Origin of the sequence: Pseudomonas matsuisoli (assembly GCF_014647635.1) — a bacterium.
GTDB classification, from domain to species: Bacteria; Pseudomonadota; Gammaproteobacteria; order Pseudomonadales; family Pseudomonadaceae; genus Pseudomonas_P; species Pseudomonas_P matsuisoli.
Window position 1 is genome coordinate 134,975 of record NZ_BMPO01000006.1, and the last position, 20,981, is coordinate 155,955.

19 protein-coding genes and 3 tRNA genes are annotated in these 20,981 nt (G+C 59.9%); 11 read left to right on the plus strand and 11 right to left on the minus strand.

Translation table 11 applies throughout. The annotated features are described in order from the left end of the window. Complete coding sequence (locus IEY47_RS13910; RefSeq protein ID WP_188983859.1) at positions 1-915, minus strand: ABC transporter permease subunit; 915 nt, start codon at positions 913-915, stop codon at positions 1-3. Between the two features lie 184 nt (positions 916-1,099). Next, positions 1,100-2,221, minus strand: a complete 1,122-nt coding sequence (locus tag IEY47_RS13915; RefSeq protein ID WP_188983860.1) for a branched-chain amino acid ABC transporter substrate-binding protein — start codon at positions 2,219-2,221, stop codon at positions 1,100-1,102. A 721-nt stretch (positions 2,222-2,942) separates the two neighbouring features. On the opposite strand from IEY47_RS13915, the gene IEY47_RS13920 reads away from it, so the two are divergent. Together IEY47_RS13920 and IEY47_RS13925 are read left to right on the plus strand one after the other, a co-directional pair. Further along, positions 2,943-4,241, plus strand: coding sequence for an NAD(P)/FAD-dependent oxidoreductase (locus IEY47_RS13920; RefSeq protein ID WP_188983861.1), 1,299 nt, complete (start codon positions 2,943-2,945; stop codon positions 4,239-4,241). Positions 4,242-4,356: 115 nt separating this feature from the next. Next, complete coding sequence (locus tag IEY47_RS13925; RefSeq protein ID WP_188983862.1) at positions 4,357-5,133, plus strand: glutamine amidotransferase; 777 nt, start codon at positions 4,357-4,359, stop codon at positions 5,131-5,133. 155 nt (positions 5,134-5,288) lie between these two features. Here the strand turns inward: IEY47_RS13925 and IEY47_RS13930 are convergent. The 3 genes from IEY47_RS13930 to IEY47_RS13940 form a co-directional block, all read right to left on the minus strand. Next, a tRNA-Lys gene (locus IEY47_RS13930) sits at positions 5,289-5,364 on the minus strand. Between the two features lies 1 nt (position 5,365). After that, positions 5,366-5,442, minus strand: a tRNA-Pro gene (locus IEY47_RS13935). Between the two features lie 9 nt (positions 5,443-5,451). Further along, positions 5,452-5,527 (minus strand) — tRNA-Asn (locus IEY47_RS13940). Between the two features lie 200 nt (positions 5,528-5,727). Here IEY47_RS13940 and IEY47_RS13945 point away from each other — a divergent pair. The 3 genes from IEY47_RS13945 (at position 5,728) to IEY47_RS13955 (ending at position 8,827) form a co-directional block, all read left to right on the plus strand. After that, positions 5,728-7,923 (plus strand): DUF1631 family protein, encoded by a 2,196-nt coding sequence (locus tag IEY47_RS13945; RefSeq protein ID WP_188983863.1) that lies wholly within the window; start codon positions 5,728-5,730, stop codon positions 7,921-7,923. Positions 7,924-7,936: 13 nt separating this feature from the next. Next, positions 7,937-8,278: a PilZ domain-containing protein gene (locus IEY47_RS13950; RefSeq protein WP_188983864.1), complete on the plus strand. Its 342-nt coding sequence runs from the start codon at positions 7,937-7,939 to the stop codon at positions 8,276-8,278. A gap of 99 nt (positions 8,279-8,377) precedes the next feature. Further along, entirely contained in the window at positions 8,378-8,827 is a 450-nt protein-coding gene (locus IEY47_RS13955) for a DUF2147 domain-containing protein (RefSeq protein WP_188983865.1), read from the plus strand. A 28-nt stretch (positions 8,828-8,855) separates the two neighbouring features. On the opposite strand, the gene gtfA is transcribed toward IEY47_RS13955, so the two are convergent. Continuing rightward, on the minus strand, positions 8,856-10,283 hold the full coding sequence (gene gtfA / locus IEY47_RS13960; protein WP_188983866.1) for a sucrose phosphorylase: 1,428 nt from the start codon (positions 10,281-10,283) through the stop codon (positions 8,856-8,858). A gap of 125 nt (positions 10,284-10,408) precedes the next feature. On the opposite strand from gtfA, the gene IEY47_RS13965 reads away from it, so the two are divergent. From IEY47_RS13965 to IEY47_RS13975, 3 genes are all read left to right on the plus strand, one after another. Next, entirely contained in the window at positions 10,409-10,858 is a 450-nt protein-coding gene (locus IEY47_RS13965; protein ID WP_188983867.1) for a GyrI-like domain-containing protein, read from the plus strand. A 219-nt stretch (positions 10,859-11,077) separates the two neighbouring features. Next, entirely contained in the window at positions 11,078-11,845 is a 768-nt protein-coding gene (locus IEY47_RS13970) for a ParA family protein (RefSeq protein ID WP_188983868.1), read from the plus strand. Between the two features lie 166 nt (positions 11,846-12,011). Further along, on the plus strand, positions 12,012-14,141 hold the full coding sequence (locus IEY47_RS13975; protein ID WP_188983869.1) for a TonB-dependent siderophore receptor: 2,130 nt from the start codon (positions 12,012-12,014) through the stop codon (positions 14,139-14,141). Positions 14,142-14,220: 79 nt separating this feature from the next. On the opposite strand, the gene IEY47_RS13980 is transcribed toward IEY47_RS13975, so the two are convergent. From IEY47_RS13980 to IEY47_RS13995, 4 genes are all read right to left on the minus strand, one after another. Beyond that, positions 14,221-14,991: a CPBP family intramembrane glutamic endopeptidase gene (locus tag IEY47_RS13980; protein ID WP_229779438.1), complete on the minus strand. Its 771-nt coding sequence runs from the start codon at positions 14,989-14,991 to the stop codon at positions 14,221-14,223. Next, a complete protein-coding gene (locus tag IEY47_RS13985) occupies positions 14,988-15,833 on the minus strand; it encodes an SPFH domain-containing protein (protein ID WP_188983870.1) in 846 nt (281 codons plus the stop codon). The genes IEY47_RS13980 and IEY47_RS13985 overlap by 4 nt, the downstream gene beginning before the upstream one ends. 11 nt (positions 15,834-15,844) lie before the next feature. After that, entirely contained in the window at positions 15,845-16,285 is a 441-nt protein-coding gene (locus IEY47_RS13990; RefSeq protein WP_188983871.1) for an NfeD family protein, read from the minus strand. Positions 16,286-16,619: 334 nt separating this feature from the next. Continuing rightward, on the minus strand, positions 16,620-17,033 hold the full coding sequence (locus IEY47_RS13995; RefSeq protein ID WP_188983872.1) for a Rho termination factor N-terminal domain-containing protein: 414 nt from the start codon (positions 17,031-17,033) through the stop codon (positions 16,620-16,622). Between the two features lie 189 nt (positions 17,034-17,222). Here IEY47_RS13995 and IEY47_RS14000 point away from each other — a divergent pair, with 189 nt between their 5' ends. Further along, on the plus strand, positions 17,223-17,756 hold the full coding sequence (locus IEY47_RS14000; RefSeq protein ID WP_188983873.1) for a ferritin-like domain-containing protein: 534 nt from the start codon (positions 17,223-17,225) through the stop codon (positions 17,754-17,756). A gap of 238 nt (positions 17,757-17,994) precedes the next feature. Here IEY47_RS14000 and IEY47_RS14005 read toward each other — a convergent pair whose 3' ends face one another. Continuing rightward, positions 17,995-18,786 (minus strand): aldolase, encoded by a 792-nt coding sequence (locus IEY47_RS14005; RefSeq protein WP_188983874.1) that lies wholly within the window; start codon positions 18,784-18,786, stop codon positions 17,995-17,997. 186 nt (positions 18,787-18,972) lie between these two features. On the opposite strand from IEY47_RS14005, the gene IEY47_RS14010 reads away from it, so the two are divergent. Together IEY47_RS14010 and IEY47_RS14015 are read left to right on the plus strand one after the other, a co-directional pair. Next, positions 18,973-20,292: an aspartate aminotransferase family protein gene (locus IEY47_RS14010; protein WP_188983875.1), complete on the plus strand. Its 1,320-nt coding sequence runs from the start codon at positions 18,973-18,975 to the stop codon at positions 20,290-20,292. A gap of 267 nt (positions 20,293-20,559) precedes the next feature. After that, entirely contained in the window at positions 20,560-20,961 is a 402-nt protein-coding gene (locus tag IEY47_RS14015) for an REP-associated tyrosine transposase (RefSeq protein WP_188983876.1), read from the plus strand. Positions 20,962-20,981: the final 20 nt, after the last annotated feature.

Consider the following 20,981-nt stretch of genomic DNA (forward strand, 5'->3'; position numbering starts at 1 on the left):
CTACACCTTCGTCACCTGGGGACGCCCCAGGAGCCCTTGCGGCCGAAAAATCAGGATCAACACCAGCAGCGAGAAGCTGAACACGTCCTTGTAATCCGTGTTGACCATGCCGGAGAACTGCGCTTCGGCGATGCCGAGGATCAGCCCACCGAGCATCGCGCCGGGCAACGACCCGATGCCGCCCAACACCGCAGCGGTGAACGCTTTGATGCCAATGATGAAACCCGCATAAAAATCGAACGTACCGTAGTTGAGCGTGATCAGGACACCGGCAAGCCCCGCCATGGCGGCACCAATAATGAAGACGTAGGAGATCACCCGATCGGTGTTGATACCGAGGATCTGCGCCATCTTGCGATCTTGCTGGGTCGCCCGGCACATCCGCCCTAGCCGCGTCTTCTGGATGATGAAGGTCAGCGCCAACATGCCGAGCACGGCCGCAACGAGGATGAACACCTTGGTATAGGTGAGCTGCACGAAGTCGTCACCGATATGCAGGCGTAGGCTGCCTTCGAGCAACGTAGGAATGCCTTGCTGACGCGCACCCTGGCTGAGCTGAACGTAGTTCTGCAGGATCAGCGACATGCCGATGGCGGAGATCAGCGGTGCGAGCCGCGTGGAGTTGCGCAGCGGTTTGTAGGCGATGCGCTCGATGGCGAAACCGTACACCCCGGTCACCACGATGGTGAAGATCAATGTCCCCAGGATCACCAGCGGGAAAGAATGAATCCCAAAGAAACCCAGTAGCGCGATGGCGATGGCCGCAAGGTACGCCGACACCATGTACACCTCGCCGTGGGCGAAATTGATCATGCCGATGATGCCGTACACCATCGTATAGCCAATGGCGATCAGCCCATACACCGCGCCCAGGGTGAGGCCGTTGACCATTTGCTGCCAGAAAATCGCATCCATCGATCGAGTCTCGCTTGGGACTGAAAAGCGGATCGCGCGCGGGACGGGCTCGAAGCCAAAACGAAAACGACTGACCGACTCGAACCGCCGACGCGGCTCGAACGCGGGAAAGAAGTACGTGTCGCGCGCAACCCTCTATTAGCCTGCCGCGCTATGGCACGGCAGGCGTTCAACGATTCGCGACCTAGAGCTGTTTGTACTTGCCGTCAGCACCCCACTGGTACATCACGTAGTCGGATACCTTCAGATCACCCTTCTCATCGAATGACTTGGTTCCCATGACGGTCTGGACGGGATGGCTCTTCAGCCACTGGCTGGCTTCGGCGCCATCGGTACTGCCTGCCCCATTGAAGGCCGCCGCGATGGCCTGGACCGACGCGTAGGAATACAGCGTGTAACCTTCCGGCTCGTAGCCATTCGCGCGGAATTTCTCGATGACGGCTTTGCCGTCTGGAATCAAGCGAGGATCTGCGCCGAACGTCATCAGCACTCCATCCACGAATTGCGGCCCACCGGCAGTGCCGACGAGTTCATCCGTGACGATGCCATCGCCGGACACGAATTTGGCCGTGACACCTTGCTCGCGCATTTGACGCACCAGCGGACCCGCCTCCGGGTGCAGGCCACCGAAGTAGACGACATCCGCACCGGACGCGCGGATTTTCGTCACCAACGCATTGAAGTCCTTTTCGCCACGGGTCAGGCCTTCGTACATGACCTCCTTCACCCCACGCTTGTTGAGTTGCGCGCGGGTAGCGTCCGCCAAGCCCTGCCCGTAGGTATCCTTATCGTGAATGACGGCGACTTTCGTAGCCTTCAACGTATCGACGATGTAGTCGCCGGCGATGGTGCCCTGCTGGTCGTCGCGGCCGCACATGCGAAATTCACCCGTCAGACCGCGTTCGGTCACCTGCGGGTTGGTCGAGCCAGGCGTAATGGAAATGATGCCCGCTTCATCGTAGACCTCGGACGCCGGAATCGTGGACGACGAACAGAAGTGTCCAACGACCGCGACGACGTTATCGGAGTCCACCAAGCGGTTCGCAACCGCCACCGCCTGCTTGGGCTCGCATGCGTCGTCGGCTTTGATGAGCGTGATCTTCTCGCCATCGATCCCGCCGGCGGCGTTGATATCGGCTGCGGCCTGTTCCGCACCGCGCCAGAACTGCTCGCCGAAGGCCGCGTTCCCGCCCGTCATGGGGCCTGCCACACCGATAATGACGTCAGCCTGCGCGAGCGTCGTTAGCCCGGCCGCGTAGGTGATCGCCATTGCCATTACCGCTTTACGGAAACCATTGTGTGGCATGTGCTGCTCCTGAGGAGAATTCGCTGAGTGGACGCAGAGGCTTGAGCAAAGCCTATGCCAGCGGATTAGGTGCCCCCATTACAGGCCCGAGGATGGGACACCCATGATGGTGCCGATATGCATGGCCTAAACCATTGTTTCAATTGTGTTTCGGTCATCTGGGCGGCACGCCGGAAGAAGCATCTTCAAAGCGGCGGCAGAAAGAGATCAGCAGGCGCAGCGCGGTCGATTTAGGTGCAGAAAATCCACACGTTCGCACCATCTCGGCGATGCAGGCCGGGTGCATCGTTACGTTCCGTTGCGCCCAGTCCGGGAACACCGGGCGACAGTGCCACTCAAACAGGCTCTTTTCATCGGCAGATCCCCGCCTGCAGCATGTTCAAAATCGAGCGATTCGCCGGTCCGCCTTTACGGGAAAGCACGTTGAGCGGGTTATTGGGCGCGGCTAGAATGCCTACCTCTCGATCAGGAACGCTCATGCGTCAGATGCATCGATCCGCCCCGCTCGCGCCCCCATCGCGCCCCCTGAGGTACGAGGCTCGGCATGTCTGCGGACACCTTGAGCAGGCGCTCGAATGCCACCCTGGCGCGCTTCCCACGAATTTTACGATCGGCGCTCGCAGCTGCACGGGATTGCCCGCGGCCTTTCTGGTTCTCGCAGGCGCGATCTCAGCGCTCGCCCGATCGACACCGCTTTCTTTCAACCTTACGAGACTTTCCAATGAACCCACGTATCGTGATCGTCGGCGGCGGCGCCGGTGGCCTTGAGCTAGCAACCCGTCTGGGTAAAACCCTGGGCAAACGCAAGAAGGCGACCATTACCCTGGTCGACGCCAACATGACGCACATTTGGAAGCCCCTGCTCCATGAAGTGGCGGCAGGGTCGCTGAATTCGTCGGAAGACGAGCTCAACTATGTCGCACAGGCAAAGTGGAACTCGTTCCATTTTCAACTGGGCCGCATGGGCGGTCTCGACCGCCAACGTAAGGTCATCACCTTGCAGGCCTCCCTGGATGAGAATGGCGTCGAAATTCTCCCCCAGCGTGAGCTCGCCTACGACACGCTCGTACTGTCCGTGGGTAGCAACACCAATGACTTCGGCACGCCCGGTGCGGCCGAGCACTGCATTTTTCTCGATACCCGCGCACAAGCTGAACGCTTCCATCGTCAATTTCTTGCGCATTACATGCGGGCGCATGCCGGGCAGACGGCGGGATCGACGATTGACATCGCCATCGTCGGGGCCGGTGCGACCGGTGTGGAGTTGGCTGCCGAGTTGCACCATGCCGCGCGCGAACTGGCCGACTACGGTCTCGACCGCATCCAACCCGATGACTTGCGCATCAGCCTGGTCGAAGCCGGACCACGGGTATTGCCCGCGCTTCCCGAGCGAATCAGCACCTCGGTGCACCAGACGCTCGAAAAGATTGGCGTGAAGGTCTTGGTAGGTTCAGCGGTCGCCGAAGTCAGTGCCGAAGGTCTCACTACGAAAGATGGCAGCGTCATACCGGCTTCGCTCAAAGTTTGGGCGGCGGGCATCCGCGCACCGGCGTTTCTCGCGAACCTGGACGGGCTGGAAACCAACCGCATCAATCAATTGGTGGTTCGGCCAACCCTGCAAACGACGCTGGATGACGATATCTTCGCCTTCGGCGACTGCGCCGCCTGCCCGAAAGGGGACGGCAGTGAGCAAAACGTCCCCCCCCGTGCCCAAGCCGCCCATCAGCAAGCCTCAACGCTGGCAAAATCCTTGCAACAACGGCTGCAAGGCAAACCACTGTCAACTTACCGTTACAAGGATTACGGGTCACTGATTTCGCTGTCCCGTTTCAGCGCCGTGGGCAACCTCATGGGTAACTTGATGGGCAGCGTGAAACTGGAAGGCTGGCTTGCTCGGATGTTCTACGTCTCGCTGTACCGGCTGCACCAAACCGCGCTTTACGGCCCGGTTCGTACCGCCCTGCTGATGCTGAGCGACCGAATTGGCCGTAGTACGGAGCCAAGACTGAAGTTGCATTGACGATCCAAAGCGCCGCTTTTGCGCGTGACGACCAACCGGCACGTACGCGCTCGAGCGGACTCCGTTCCCTCGTGGCCAGCCCACACGGTGGTCACGTCGACTCAAAGGTAGAGAGATGACCGCCACCGCTTTCGCACCATTGCTGATCGTTCAGATGAGTGTTCCTCCGGAAGACCTACGACGACAGGTGGGCGAGCAACTGGACTGGTTCAACGCCTTGCTCGAAGAGTTGCCGGTCGAATCCGTTTGCGTCCGCCCGCACTTGGGCGAACCGCTGCCCAGCGCGTCGTGCGTAGGCGCAGCCATCATCAGCGGGTCCTGGTCGATGGTGACTGACCGTGCGGACTGGAGCGAACGCACTGCGCAGTGGATTCAGGATATGCACGCCGCGCACGTACCACTGTTCGGCGTTTGCTACGGACATCAGCTGATTGCACATGCATTGGGTGGTCGCGTCGACTACTTGCCTGGCGGTCGAGAGCTTGGCGCCCATACGGTAAGGCTAAGCCCCGAGGGCCGGACACATCCGCGGCTCGCGCATTTCCCGGACACGTTTACCGCCATCCTTAGCCATGAGCAAAGCGTACTGGACCTTCCACCAGACGCACGCGTGCTAGCCGGGACGAAACGAGATCCGCACCAGATTCTTCATTACGGCGGCGAGACCTGGTCCAGCCAGTTCCACCCGGAATTCACACCGGAACTCTTGGCGACGTGCCTGGAACGCAAGCGAAGTGTTCTGGAAGCTGAAGGCTTGAATGTCACGGCCTTGATCGAAGGCCTCGACACCACGCCGACCGCAGCGAGGCTGTTGTTGGAGTTCGTCGAACGAAGCCTTCAATGCCCCAACATTCGAACGAAACGAGCGAGGGTGTTGACCACCGAGCCGTAGCCGCTCAACGAATTCCCGGACGCCTGCGCCGTCCGGGCCTACCCGACCGGATCTACCCGACCGGATCTACCTACACGCTGCAGCAGCTTGCGTGCCGACTGAATTCGAGCCCAGAACGACAAAACCCTCCACGAGGGAGGGTTTCGATCGAAATGTGGTGGGTCGTGTAGGATTCGAACCTACGACCAATTGGTTAAAAGCCAACTGCTCTACCGACTGAGCTAACGACCCTTGGTCGGGGTAGAGAGATTCGAACTCCCGACATCCTGCTCCCAAAGCAGGCGCGCTACCGGACTGCGCTATACCCCGATTAGAAGTTGGCTCCGCGACCTGGACTCGAACCAGGGACCCAATGATTAACAGTCATTTGCTCTACCGACTGAGCTATCGCGGAACAGTACTTCTAGCCTCCTTGACCCGCCCCGCTAATGCGATTCGCGTCTCAGAGGCGCGCCATTTTACGTTTCCGCGAACCGCTGTCAACCCCAAAACCTCTTTTTTCTTCAAGCATTTGCAGCCCACTGGCACAGTGCTATATATGAGCCCCGGTCAGGCACGTTCTCTGCGCCGCTCGCAGCCCTGAAGATCACCACTATGTCGAACGAACTTCCGCCCTCCTCATCGAAGGGAAGCCAACCCGGATTTGGATACGGTCTCCTGGTTCAAACCTGTCGAAAACTCCAACTGGACCACGTGGCTGCCGGCCTCGAACACGTCTTTACCCATGCCGACGACACGCTTCTGGAATGTGCCGAGCGCGCCGAGAACAATCAGGTGCAGACGATGTTTCTCGATAGCCTGCGCGCGGTACGCCAGCAACATGGCGCGATCGAGCAGGCATTCATTCGGCGCCTGAGCCAAAGCTATGTCCACTATTTCCAGCCGAACCGGATCCGCTCGTCAGAACCGGCTGCCGCCCCAGACACGCTGGCATTGATAGAGCAGGACCTGTTCGAAGAACGGCTGCAGGTCGAAAACACCGTAGCCTGGTCACGGCAGGAGCACCATGCGCTGCTAGCGGGCATAGAGGCGCGCCTGCATATGCTGGTGTCTCACGCGGCAGTGTCCGGAGAATCGCCGTTAACGCCCCGCACTCTCGCCGACTGCTTCCACCACGCACTCGGCCAGACGTCGCTGCCCTCGAAGGTCAAACGCGTCGTCTATACGCTGTTCGATCAACACGTTATGCGTGAAGCGGGCCCGCTCTATAAAGCAATTGACGCACTTTTCACCCAGGCGGGACTAAAGGCGCCCCAAAAGCCAGCGAAGCCGCCGCAAAAGCCAACCGCGACTCAAACGACCCACGCAGCTTTCTCGCCAGCCGCCAAATCGCATGGCAGCACCGCCGTGGACCCGAGCTCGCTCTCGGAATACGCACGCGCCGCCCAGCGTGTCAGTGATATCCGGCACCTCATCGAGCGTGTTCGACAAACGTCCATGGCGCAACGATTGCCCGGAGGCAGTCACCCGCTGACATCCGCTGCACCCACGAGCGAGCCTGTCATCGGGCGAGAGGCGATCGATGACCTGCTGATCCATTTGCAACAGCAGGCGCGTACCCACACGGCAGGATCAATCTCGTCCGAACATCTAAAGCAAGCGCTCCAACGCGAGCTGGCCGTGCGTCACCGCTCCAAAGGGCGCGTGGCGGATGGCGACGCGCAGACAATCGATCTGGTCGGCATGCTGTTCGACTATATAAAAGCCGACGCCCGCGTACCCAACACGTTCCAGCAGGCGTTGGGTCGGCTGCATATCCCGTTTTTGCGGTTCTCCCTGGACGAGCCGGACGTGTTCGTCGATCCCGGGCACCCCCTGCGTCGCCTACTCGATCGACTAGCACTCGCGGTGGACCTGTCAGCGGGAAATGAAGCGAACGAAAGCCGTTTGATCGATGAATTTCGGCAGATCGACAACACACTGCTCGCCGACGCCCTGCCCTCGCCTTCATCCATCCGCGAGCTGACCGACGCCGTCGACCGTTTCATTAATGAGCTCGAAGAAAAAGCACGCTTGCGGGAACAACGGGCAGTGGAAACCGCAAAAGGTCACGACCGCCTTGCGAGCGCCCGGAGCCGGGCCAATGCGGTCATTGCCCGCTTGACGGCCGACCACGCGCTACCTTCCGCGATCGAAGACTTCCTGCGGCTTACATGGAACGACGTGCTGGTGTTCATTCAGCTGCGCGAAGGCGAAAACAGCGAGAGTTTCAAAGCTGCGCAGCGCACCGCGCAGACGTTAGCACGCGGCGATACTCGTCACATTGGCAACACCCAGGGCCATGAAGCGTTGATGGCGGGCATCGCCTCCGGCCTGAACCTGCTCGGGCGCTTTTCGAGCACGGAGATCGCGAAAATCCAGAAAGCGCTCGGCAGTGCCTTATCGGCACCGATGCCTGCTGCCACCCGAGCTGCCGTGGCCACGCCGGCAGCCGCAAGCGCTCCGCCATCCGAAGCGTCCATGACACCACCGATGGATGCCGCGCTGGAGCATTCACTGAAAGAACACCTGCGGGTACTCGAACACGTCGAGTACGGTCGCTATTTCGAATTCCAGCAAGACGGCGGGAAGGTTCAACTGAAACTATCGTGGTTCAGCCCAACCACGGAAAACTACATGTTCGTGGACAAGATGGGCCAGCGGGTCGCGGTGAAGCCGATCCGTCAGCTCGCCATGGAAATGCTATCGGGTAGCGCACGACTGCTCGACAAGACCGAGCAGCCCTCGCTCGTCGATCGCGCCATACACGCCATCCACCGCATGCTCACGAAGATGACCACGCGTGACTGACCAAGGAGAACGCATGGAGCGTCGCAAGCACATTCGGTACAGCGGTGACGTGTTGTTGGAAGCGGTTCATATCGCGAGTGGCGCACGGTTGGGCCGGGTGGTGGATCTATCGGTGGGCGGTACGATGCTGTTTTGCCCAACGCTCCCTGTCGAAGAGTCTGTCTGGGTTTGCCAACTCGTACCTGCTTCTCCAGGCACGCCGACGGAAGCGGTCAGTCTCACCCTGGATTGCTTGTGGACGCGCCCTGCCAGTGATGGCATCGGTGGTTGGGCAGGCTTTCAAATCGTCGATGCCGACGACAGCCAACGTATTGCCCTTGCTCGCCTGATCGAGCGATTGCCGACACCGATCTGATGCAGTGCGCCGGTGGGCAGCTACGTGAGTGCGGTAGCAGCCTTTGATATAGAGTCGATGATAACTGGCGCCGTACGCGCCTTACCCCTGGAGCAAAACATGCGCAAGACTTGTATCTCCGTCGTGACCGCCCTGGCGTTGGGTGCGCTCTGCAGTACCGCCATTGGTGCAGAGTCGCCCACAGGCCGTTGGAAGACCATCGATGATGAAACGGGCCGCACCAAATCCATCGTCGTAATACAGTCAGGACCGAGCGGAACGCTTAGCGGTAAGGTCGTCCAGATCCTGCAATCCGACAAAGGCCCTCACCCCCTCTGTGACGCCTGCGATGGCGAGCGCAAGAACCAGCCCATAGAAGGCATGACCATCCTTTGGGACCTCAAGCCGGATGGCGACCACGTCTGGTCCGGTGGCACCGTACTGGATCCGTCGAAAGGCAAGACCTACCGCGCCAAGCTTACCCTCGATGAGGACGGTGAAAAGCTTCAGCTACGCGGCTACATCGGTATTGAGGCCCTGGGCCGAACGCAAACTTGGCTACGCGAGTAAGCGTCCGCAGCCCGGACGTCGCGCATCTTCAGTACGAACCGCTACCGCTGCCCGATGCCTCGATCTGGGTCTCGTAGTGCTTCAAGTCGACACTCAGCCGACAGAAATGGTCGCCCTGTCGCCACCCCATCGCCAAACGCCCCGGACCCGACTGCTGCAATTCGAAGCGCCCATCGAAGGCCGGGTGCGCGTTGCGTAAGCGCATTAACGCCAGCACACGCTGTACGACTGGGCGCTGCAACTCGGCTTCGGCCTCCTCTAGCGTATAAACGTGGCGGTTAACGTCCCGGGACTCACCCGTCGCATCGCACAGATCGAAATCATTGCTGCCGGCCAGCAAACCGACGTAGTAGACCTGTGGAATGCCGGGTGCGAACAACTGGATCGCACGCGCCGCTACGTAGGCGTCGTCGTTCTTCTGCAACGCCTCGTAGAACGTGCAGGTGAGCTGATAGATCGCACCCACGCTGTGAACATTGACGGCAGACCGACGCATAATCGGGTCCGCGCTACGGGCGGACACTTGCTCGATCAAATGACGAATTTCGTCCTCCGGCAACAAGCCTTCGACATCGGGAATGCAGATACCGTCGTGCGTATCGAGCACCGTGACCTGATTGCGCGGACACATCCGTAGCCAGCGCTCGAGATGCACGCTGCTGCCCTGAAGAAACGCGTGCAGCACCAACGGCGGCAACGCAAAGCCGTAGGGCCGCATCCCCCGCCGCGAAATGGCGTACTGGTAGCTGATGTGGTCATGTACCTCCGGCAGCATTTCTGCGCCGTGTTTCGCCCCCGCTTCGCGAAACCACTCGAGGATCTGATAGACATCCGGTTCGACCAGAAAACAATTGGTCCCAACGCGCTTGGTGGTGTAGCCGAATGCGTCCAGACGAAACAGCTTCACGCCGCGCGCCGCGAGAAACGCCAGGTAGCGCTCCATCAGGCGGTAGGTTTCCGGTGACCGGTAATCGAGATCGATCTGGCGCTCGGTGAACGTGCACCACACGCGAGAGGCGGTTCCGTCAGCGTGCTCGACGTCGCGAAAAGGCTCCTTTTCCTTGCGGATATGAATCTTCGCCAGGTCTTCCTGCGAGATATCACCCAACGTTTCCACCTGCACGAACAAATCGGCGTACGCCGATGCGTCGCCCTTCGCGACATAGTCGAGAAATTCGGGTGACGCGTCAGCAATGTGACTGATGATGAGATCGACACACAGATCGAAACGAGCCGAGATTCGCTCGACGTCCGCCCAACTGCCGTAGGCCGGGTCTACTTCCAGATGCGTCAACGGTGAAAAGCCGCCGTCCGCATTGGACGGATACAACGGCAGGATATGAACGCCGCCGACGGCGCCGTCTAGATGCTGTTCGAGAAAGTCGGCCAGTTGACCGAGGTTGTGACCCAGGCGGTTTGGGTAAGTGATCAGCTGAACTGCATTTCGCAGGGGCATGCTTCCTCCTCGGGCGATTGACTGCGCGGCTGGCGCAGGAAGGCGGCGATGTTGGAATGCGTTGCGGCTGCTGCTCGGGCCGCAATCGGTTAAGGTGTCGACCGTTTCTGAACGAGGATTGCACCATGTCCCTTGAAATCGTTGACCATCCCTCTATCGAAGTGATGGGTCTGCTATTCGAACCCGGCAAAGGCGAAGACATCGCGGGACTGTGGCGGCGCTTTGCTAGCCAAGTCGGCTCCATTCCAGACCGTGTGGGGGATAGCGATTGGTACGGTGTCAGCTGGCAACAGGCGGGGGCGCTTCACTACCTGGCTGCGGTCGCGACCGAGCCCGGCGCTTCCGTGCCGTCCGGGCTGCTGCGCCAAGAAATTCCCGCCGGCCGCTATGCCCGCTACGTCCACTTGGGCACCGCGCCTGGCGTCGCCACGAGCTTTCGCCGATTGTTCGCAGAGCTGCTGCCCGCACGTGGCCTGCAGCCCCGGCCAGGTGCCTGCTTCGAGCATTACACCGAAGCGTTTACCGGCATCGATGCGCAGGACTCGCAGATCTTCCTCTACGTCCCCGTTTTCTAATTCTCTGCCAATGCGCGCCTGACGGCGCGCTGCGAGGCCTGAGCTGCTCTCTTTAAGTGGGCTATGCCCACGTTCGGGCACTCCCCCTGGGCGCTTCGATCGCCACGCGTCTATGTCGCCCCTATCGCGCAATTGTCATACAAGCGTGGTAGCGCGCATCGCGGCAGACGTGGCACAGTCCAGCGCTTATAGAGAGAGGGAATAGGGAGCGAATAGGCGATGCGACGCGTGGTGTTCAATCAGAAAGGGGGTGTAGGCAAGTCCAGTATCACGTGCAACCTGGCCGCGGTTAGCGCATCGCAGGGTTACCGCACATTAGTCGTGGATCTGGACGCCCAGGCGAACACGAGTCATTACCTGACGGGCCTGGACGTCGACGATATCCCCACCGGCATTGCCGAATTCTTTCAGCATTCGCTGGATGGTGGTCCTGCTGCCAAAAAAGGCAAGGTCAAGATCTACCAGACACCTCACGAAAACCTGCACCTGGTCACGGCGTCACCCGAGCTTGCCGACCTGCAGCCGAAGCTCGAGTCGAAACACAAGATCAACAAGCTGCGCAAATTACTGGATAGCCTGGAAGACGACTACGACCAGATCTATCTGGACACCCCACCGGCGCTGAACTTCTACACCGTATCGGCATTGATTGCCGCTAACCGCGTGCTCATCCCTTTCGACTGCGATAGTTTTTCCCGCAACGCCCTTTACGGCTTGCTCCGCGAAATCGAAGAGCTCAAGGAAGACCACAACGACAGCCTCGAGGTAGACGGCATCGTGGTGAACCAATTCCAACCGCGCGCCAGCCTGCCCCAGCAGATGATCGACGAATTGGTCGCCGAGGGCCTGCCCGTCCTGCCGGTGAATTTGATGAGCTCAGTCAAGATGCGCGAATCCCACCATGCGTGCGTACCTTTGATTCATCTGGACCCTCGCCACAAACTGTCGCAGCAGTTCGTCGAGCTGCACGATCTTTTGCAGCAGTAAGGCGCGTCCCGAAAAAGCCATAGCACCACTTCCAAGCGCTCCCGAGCATCGCAACGGAGCCATTTCACCGTCTCTATCGGCTTTGCAGTGGCAAAACGCAACGATTTAAATAAGAATCCTTATTATTAATACTTAGGCTCCGTCACTGATCCGCCCGGAGCCACGAATGTCTTCCTCTTTCCTGCGCCGCCCCTTGAACCTGGCCGTTTGCGCGGCCAGCGTCTCACTTTCCTGGACGGCATTCGATGTCTACGCCCAGTCCGATAGCCTCGAACTCGCACCGCAAGCGATTACCGCAGAAGAGATTGAAGAACGCGGTGACGGTCCCGTAGAGGGGTACACCGCCAAGCGAACGCGCACGGGGAGTAAAACCGACGCGGCGATTACCGAAGTTCCGCAATCCGTCTCGGTCATCACCGCACAGCGCATGCGCGACCAAGGCTCATTGACCGTGCAGGATGCGCTGCGTTATGTCTCCGGCGTTCGAGGTGAAGCCTACGGCCAGGACAGCCGTGGCGACTCCGCATTGGTCCGGGGAAGCACACCGGCGACGTTTCAGGATGGCTTGCAACGCACGTTCGGCTCTTTCAACACGACCCGCCCGGAGCCGTTTCAACTCGAACGCATCGAAGTGCTAAAGGGCCCTTCGTCGATGTTGTACGGGCAAAGCCCGGTGGGCGGATTGCTGAACATGGTGACCAAGCGTCCGCAAGCCGAACGCAAAGGTGAAATTCAGCTCCAGTACGGCAATTTCAATCGTCGCCAACTGGCCGTCGACACGACGGGACCCTTGAATGAAGACGGCACCCTGCTCTATCGCCTGGTAGCGCTCAAGCGCGAGAGCCAAACCCAGGTCGACCATGTAGACGATGATCGCCTGTTGCTGGCGCCATCCATTACCTGGCGACCGAACGACGCATTCGAATGGACCGTCTTGACCGATTACCAAAAGGACGAATCCGGTACGAACTCAGGCTTTCCCCCTCACGAGGGCACCCTCTTTTCCGCTCCGTTCGGCCACATCCCCACCCATCGATTCTTCAGTGAGCCCGGCTTCGACGAGTACGACAGCAAACGCAAATCAGTGACGTCGCTCATGAGCTATCAGCCGAATGACGCCTGGACGCTGCGCCAAAATCTGCGCTGGGAAAACAGTGACGTGAGTTACCAAACGATGTACGGCGCCTTCCCACCCACGATCAATCCAGATGGTCGAACCATGAACCGCGTCTATTCCATTTCCAAGCCGGAGGTCACCGTCTGGACTGCGGATCATCAAGCGGAGACCCGCTTCAACCATGGGCGCTTCGAGCACTCTCTGCTGTTCGGCTTGGACTATCAGCACGTCGTTACCAATGACGACAGGGCTTCGGGCACGGCAACGCCCATCGATCTCGTCGACCCCGTCTATGGCTCCTTCGATGGCAGCGGTATCACGTTGACCGCGCAGCCGGAGCAGCGCATCGCGCAAAAGGGCATCTATGTCCAAGACCAGATCAAGTTCGACGAGCATTGGTTGCTGACGCTCGGTTTCCGCAAGGACTGGGCGCGTACCGCGGTGGATGGTAGCGAGGCGCAGAAGGACACCGAAACGACCAAGCGCGTTGCGCTGACCTATCTGTTCGACAGTGGCATTGCGCCCTACATCAGCTACAGCGAATCCTTCCAACCCACCATCGGCTTGAATGCCGTGACGGGCGAGTCCTACAAGCCGTTGATGGGCAAGCAATGGGAGCTCGGCGTGAAATACCAGCCGGTCGGCACGGACAGCCTCTACACCGCTGCCGTGTTCGATGTTCGCGAGGAAAACCGACAAGTGCCGGACCCGACCGACCCTACGGTGTCGGCGCAAGTGGGCGAATCCCGCGTACGTGGGCTGGAGTTGGAAGCACAGGTCGCCGTGACCGACGCCTGGGACGTCATCGGCAACTACACCTATCTCGACACTGAAGTGTTGAAGGGAACGCCGGGTGTGGACGAAGGCAATCGCTTGCCCAGCGTGCCGCAGCACATGGCGTCACTGTGGAATACCTATCGGTTCAACGTCGCCGGTATTCCCGGCTTTCGCGTCGGCGCAGGCGTTCGTTATGTCGGCGCCAGCTACGACGACCCCATCAAGACCGATTCGACGACGCTCTATGACGCGATGGCAGGGTATCGCTACGAAAACTGGGACTTCAGCGTCACCGGCACCAACCTCGCGGACGACTCCTACTACACGACCTGCCTGGCACGTGGAGACTGCTTTACGGGCAACCGTCGTGCGGTGGTAGGCACGGTGAGCTATATGTTCTAAGCCGAACGACAGCTTTCGTAGGGTGGGGGCAATCCGCGCCAATGACTCGAAAAGCCGCGGTTTACGCCCGCCCTACGACTCACGCTATTCGAATCGGGTAACTCAACAAGAGAAAGTGCAGCAGGTTCACCGCCGCATGCAGCGCTATCGCGATAGATAGTCGACCGCTGTAGTGATACGCCAATCCATAGCCAAGCCCGGCAACAGCCGCGACCAGCGCGAATGATGCGCTAAACGGCACGTGCACCAGCCCGAATAGCACCGCTGTCAGGCCGATGCCAACGACGGCTCCGCAACGTTGCACGAGCAACCCTTGCAACATTCCGCGGAAGATCAACTCTTCGGCTAGCACCGCCACGCCTAGGTTGATCGCCAGCCAAACAGGCAGTATCTCTGGCCATTTGGGCTGCCAACCTACGACCCCGATCAGCATCGCAAGCGCCGGTACGCCTATTAGCGTCGCGATGCACACAGAGGCTATTCGGCATCGGCTAGTACCTCGCGCTGGCGCACCCCACGGCCACAACCCCAATAACGCGGCGCCAACCAGACATTTGTCCCAGGACAACCGCAATTGATAGGGCGGCGCATCGGCGCTGACGGTATAGGGCGTACGGACGTTCAGCGGAAGGAATCCCGGCACCACATGGGCGGCCAGCGCAATCGACGCGACCAAGATCAAAACGTTCCAGAACACCTCGCCCATCCATCGCCGGCCGTGCAAAACCAACGCGATAAAGACGAGCCCTGACAGCACGCCAGAAGCCGAGATGCAGCCTATTAACGCACCAAATAGCAGTACCAGAAGGGGCAGCGCATGCCGAAGCGCTGCGGCTGCCGTGTCGGTCAACTTTTCATGAACCCGCGAATGGCTGCCGGCAGATCGGCAGGCAGCACCACCAGCTTCGAGTTGTTGCTGTCACCGAGGTTTTCCAAGGTCTTGATGTAGCGCTCGCCGAGCAGGTACATCATCGCGTTGCTGTCTTCCCCCAGCGCCTCCTTCACGCTGCGGATCGCTTCGGCAGACGCCCGCGCGAGGGCAACTTGTGCATGGGCATCGAGCTTCGCGGCTTCGAGGCGCCCTTGCGCATCCAATACCATCGCCTCTTTTTCACCCGATGCCTTGGTCACCGCCGCCTTCCGCAGACGCTCCGCAGCGGCTTGCTGCTCCATGGCGAGCTGCATGGATTCCGACGGCTGGATGTCCTGCAGTTCGACCGAACGCACCGTGATGCCCCAATCGCCGGTGCTGTTCGCCATTGCATCGATGAGCTGTGCCTTGATCTGCTCGCGCGACGACAGCGCCTTGTCCAACTCCATCTCACCGATGATCGAGCGCAGCGAGGTGGTCGCTAGGCTGATGACGGCCTGGGCATAATTTTCCACGCCGTAGGACGCCTGTTTGGGATCGGTCACTTTGATGAACGCGATGGCATTCGCGAGGATCACCGCGTTATCGCTAGTGATGACCGCCTGCTGCGGTACATCGAGGATCAGATCTTTGGTGGGTAGCCGATAAGCCACCCGATCGACGTAGGGAATGATCAGGTTCAAACCGGGCAGCAGCGTCGCCCGGTACCGACCCAGCCGCTCGACGACCCACTCCTCCCCTTGCGGCACAAGGCGCACACCGGCGCCAATGGTAATGACGACGAGCAGGAGAATGACGGCGGCTACGATGAGTTCAGGCATAGGAGCTTCCTTTAAGCGCGGGCGACTTTCGCCACGTTTCCATGAATTTCGACAAGTATGACCTGCTCGCCAACAGCGAGACTGTCGTTCGACGTGCAGCTCCATTCGTCGCTGCCGAGGATTGACCGGGCGAAGCGGACTCGCCCTTTAGTGAAGGTATCCACCGGAGTCAGGATGATCCCCGAAGTGCCTTCATAGGCTTGCGCAGTCCAGCGCTGGTCCGCCGGTGCTTCCTTGCGGAAGAAGCGGAACCACACGACGACCATGAGGGCAGAAGCGGCCGCCCACAGCAACAGCTGAGCGGCGAACGAAAGCCCCGGCACGACCAACAGCGTGACGCTGACCAGCGCCGCCCCCAGACCGAACCAGAACACGAAGAAGGCAGGCACGAGCAGCTCCGCTGCAATCAATACACCCGCCGCAACCAGCCAGTACCACCATTGCACATCCATGCCTGCGCTCCATTCATTCGGGCACGGCAGTATGCCGGTGATGCGACTTGTTTTCAGTAGCGGCTATGGGACTTTTTGCACAAGGTCGGTGCAGGGAGCATGAATGACCGTGACGCTCGGCAGACGACGCAGACAGCCCAGGCCGCCCTGAGGATGAGAGACCACTATTCCGTGGGAACGGGCCATGCCCGCGATGCTTTCATCATCGGCTCCAACGGGTACCCGGACTCCCCTCACCCCTAGGCAAACACCTGCACCGCCGTCACGACAAACATCATTGCAACGATGAGCATTACGCCCGAATCAGCCAGTCGATTGGCCACAGAAGCCTCCATTACGCCGCGCGCAGCGCTTGAATGAGTTGCTGCTTGCGCATGGTCGACCGCCCGCTAATACCCTTCTTGGCCGCACGCGACTTGAGCTCGCTGACCGTCAACGCGTCCAGCGAACCGTCATTCGCGCTGCCGCCGTTGGACGAACGAGCCGAGCCTTTATTGGGTGAACGACCGCGCTTGGTCGCGACGGCACGTTTCGCCGAGTCCTCACGGGCAGCGGTCTTGGCGGATGCGCTTTTACGCTGGCCCGAACCGCCTTTGCGCTCGCCGCCGCCGGACTGTTTATTCACCGTCGCCCATGCCCGGGCTTCGGCTTCCTCCGAAGAAACGCCGCGTTGCTCGTAGCTCTCTTCAATCTTCTCCGCCTTGCGCTGTTGCTCGACGGTGTATTTACGCTTATCTCCGCGAGGCATGGGACACCCCTAGCCATTTCGTTGGACACACCTCTTTCGATTTGCCGACGCACATGCCGTTCAGCGTCAACGACAAACGTCGATCTCTTTGCCGATAAAACTTTTTACATCTCTCCGCTTTCCAATCGATGAGACGACATAGCGGCGCCTGCGAGCGAGAGACCGCCCCCTGATACGTTGGAGACCGAGATGAGCTACGTACAACTGAGCGACAAGCACACCCTGCGCGAACGCGCCCGACAGCATGTGGAAAACGGTGCCGTCACTGAAACCTACACCGCCGACCGCGAAACCATCCTGCGCTTGCTGAACGAAGCCCTAGCGACCGAGCTGGTGTGCTGGATGCGCTACAAGCGTCACTACTTCATGGCCAACGGCGTCAAAGCCAGCGTCGTCGCGGATGAATTCCAGGAGCACGCCGACCAGGAGCAGGAACACGCCGATCGGCTGGCCGAGCGCATCGTCCAATTGGGCGGCGAGCCTAACTTCAACCCCGAAGGCCTGACCGAGCGCGCCCATGCCCAGTACGTCGAAGGTGAAAACCTGCGTGAGATGGTGATGGAAAACCTGATCGCCGAACGTATCGCCATCGACAGCTACCGCGAAATCGTTCAGTACATTGGCGACAAGGACCCCACCACCCGCCGCATCTTCGAAGACATCCTTGCCCAGGAAGAAGAGCACGCGGATGACATGGCCGGGCTGCTCGACGGTATCAATTGATCTGCCGGCTCCGCTAACAAGAACGCCACCTCCTCGGGTGGCGTTTTTGTCTTCGCAGGTGAGGGTTGGATGGACCTGTCGCAGGCATGGCCCGCTCCCACAGGTGTCATGCTGGCTCCGTTAGGTGGCCGTACACATGTGTATAGGTGGGAGCGAGCCATGCTCGCGATGCGGTACTCCTTCCCATGTCGGCCACCCTCCCCGCTAACGCTCCATCAGCAACGGCTCACTCCGCGGCTCACTCTGCAAAAGCCGGCTCGGACGCGAGCAACTGCCGCTTCACACTTTCCAGATGCAGCCTGGCACTTTCCGCGTTGCCGTCGAGCATCTGCTGGCACGCAGCATGGGCGACGTCGTGAGGCACGGTCTTCAGCGGCCGCCCACTGGACATCGCCTTGAGCTGCACCTCTGCTGCGCGCTCCAGGTAATAAAGGTCGTCCCACGCTTCCGCGATCGTCGGTCCCAACACGAGCGGGCCATGGTTTTTCAGCATCACCACATCCGCATCCCCCGCAGCACGCGCGATGCGCTCGCCTTCGGCGTTGTCCAGCGCAAGCCCGTTATAGTCTTCGTCGACCACCAGCCGATCGTAGAACTTGAGCGCAGTCTGGCCTGCCCAGACGAAAGGCGCGCCCTCCAACAGGCAGAGGGCGGTGGCATTCGGCATGTGCGTGTGAAAAGCCGCGGTTGCGCGCGGATTGAGCCGATGGAGTTGGGCATGGATGTAGAACGCCGTCGCTTCCGGGCGCCCATCACCCGCGATGACGTTGCCATGGAAGTCGCAGATCAATAGCGAACGAGCCGTGACCTCGGCAAATGCCAGCCCGAACGGGTTCACCAGAAACAGGTCGGGGTGTCCGGGCAGAACGAACGAAAAGTGGTTACAGATACCCTCCCCCAGGCCCAGTCGCGCCGCCATACGGAAACAGGCCGCCAGGTCTATGCGTGCTTGCCGTATGGCGGCACTGTCGAGTGTGTCGTAGATGGGGCTGCCTTCGCGTATCGCGCCTGGGGTGAATGCATGTGCCATGTGGGCCAGCCTCGGATAGATGGGTGTGCACTCACTCTAGCCGCTGAGCGACTGCTCCGTAGGGCCAGATCTCTGGATCAGAAGGGACAGCGCTGACCTGCCCTTCCGCGCGATCTGGCTCTACGTCGCACCGGTGGATGTTCATAAGGTGCCGATACCGCCCTATCACCGACAAAGGCCGCCATCATGCCCGTCAGCAATCAGTACGTTTACGATCTCGATCGCCAACACGTTTTCCATTCATGGTCGACGCAGGGCAACCTCAACCCGCTTGTGATCGCAGGCGGCCGTGGCTGCGAACTGTGGGATTACGATGGCAAACATTATTTGGATTTCAGCAGCCAGCTGGTGAACACCAACATTGGACATCAGCATCCCAAGGTGATCGAGGCGATCAAGGCTCAGGCCGATACGCTCGTGACCATCGCTCCGGCAACCGCTAACCTGATGCGCGGCGAGGCGGCCAAACGCATTCTCGCCCACGCGCCGGAAGGCTTCAGCAAGGTGTTTTTCACCAACGCGGGTGCGGACGCCAACGAAAACGCCATCCGCATGGCCCGTCTGTTCACTGGCCGTGACAAGATCCTGTCCGCCTATCGCTCCTATCACGGCAGTACCGGCGCGGCGATCGTCGCCACGGGTGACCCACGCCGAGTGCCGAACGAATACGCGCGTGGCCACGTGCACTTCTTCAACCCGTACCTGTACCGCACAGAGTTCCATGCGACGAATGAAGAAGAAGAATGCGAACGTGCCTTGCAGCATCTGCATCGTGTGATCGAGTGCGAAGGTCCCGGTGCGATCGCGGCAATCCTGTTGGAAAGCATTCCGGGTACAGCAGGCATTCTCGTACCGCCTAAAGGCTATATGGAGGGCGTCCGCGCGCTTGCCGATCAATACGGCATCTTGCTGATTTTCGATGAAGTGATGGCAGGTTTCGGGCGCACAGGAAAATGGCTGGCGCTCGACAACTTCGGCGCCAAACCCGACCTCATCACCTTCGCCAAAGGCGTCAACTCGGGGTATGTGCCGGCAGGCGGCGTAATGATCTCCAAGCCCATCTGCGATTATTTCGATACCCACTTCTTTCCAGGTGGCCTGACCTATTCGGGTCATCCGTTGGCCATGGCGGCCATCGTCGCAACGCTGGACGCGATGGCCGAGGAACGGATCGTGGACAATGCCCGGCAGATCGGTCAGGAAGTGCTGGCGCCGGGGCTGACGAAGCTGGCGGAGAAATATCCGCTGATCGGCGAGGCGCGCGGGATTGGGTTGTTCTGGGCGCTAGAGTTCGTCAGCGATACGAAGGCAAAGACACCGCTAGCCGGGCCTATCGTTGCCGAGATGAAGAGTGCACTCATCCAGCGCGGCCTGCTGACGTTCACCGTGGAAAACCGCCTGCACGTCGTGCCGCCGTGCATCGTAACGGCGGCACAGGTAGGGGATGCGCTAGCGATTCTGGATGAGGTGATCAGGGTGTTCTCCGAGAAATACGCAGGTCGCTAAGGGCGGGGCAGGCCGCAAGCGACGGAAGCAGACGCCCGTCTACAAGTAGACCGCAGATCTCTGTAGGGGCGACTTTAGTCGCCTGCGGTTTACATCCTGTGCCCCGCTCTATCCATTCGCAGCCGCATGAATGTGGATTGGCTATTGCCACTGGAATCTCCTCTACATGGCTCCCTTAGTTGCAACGCTGATAAATGGGACAAGTCACACGCCAGCGCTATCTGAGGGCGAGTAAGGTCCGATCCTTTTCGTTAAGGCAAAAGGATCATGCCAAGAGATCGATTGCGATTGGGCCGGCATTCAGAACGCGCCCGGGTTTATCACATCACCACGTGTACGGCGGATCGCAGAGCGGTTTTCCAAGACGCGACGTGTGCCCGGCTATTGATCCAGCAAATGCGTGCGTTACATAACGAACACTTGGTTAAGTCATTGGCATGGGTGGTGATGCCGGATCACCTTCACTGGTTGTTTGAGTTGGGCAATAGCGTTTCGGTGTCGACAGTCGTTCAGCGTTTAAAAGGCGCCAGCGCCCGCCAAATACGTGAGCGAACGTACCTGACTGAAACGCTTTGGCAGCGGGGCTTCCACGATCACGCACTGCGTCACGATGAGGATATCGCGGACATCGCTCGGTACATCGTTGCCAACCCGCTTAGGGCAGGATAAGTGAAGCGGATTGGCAATTA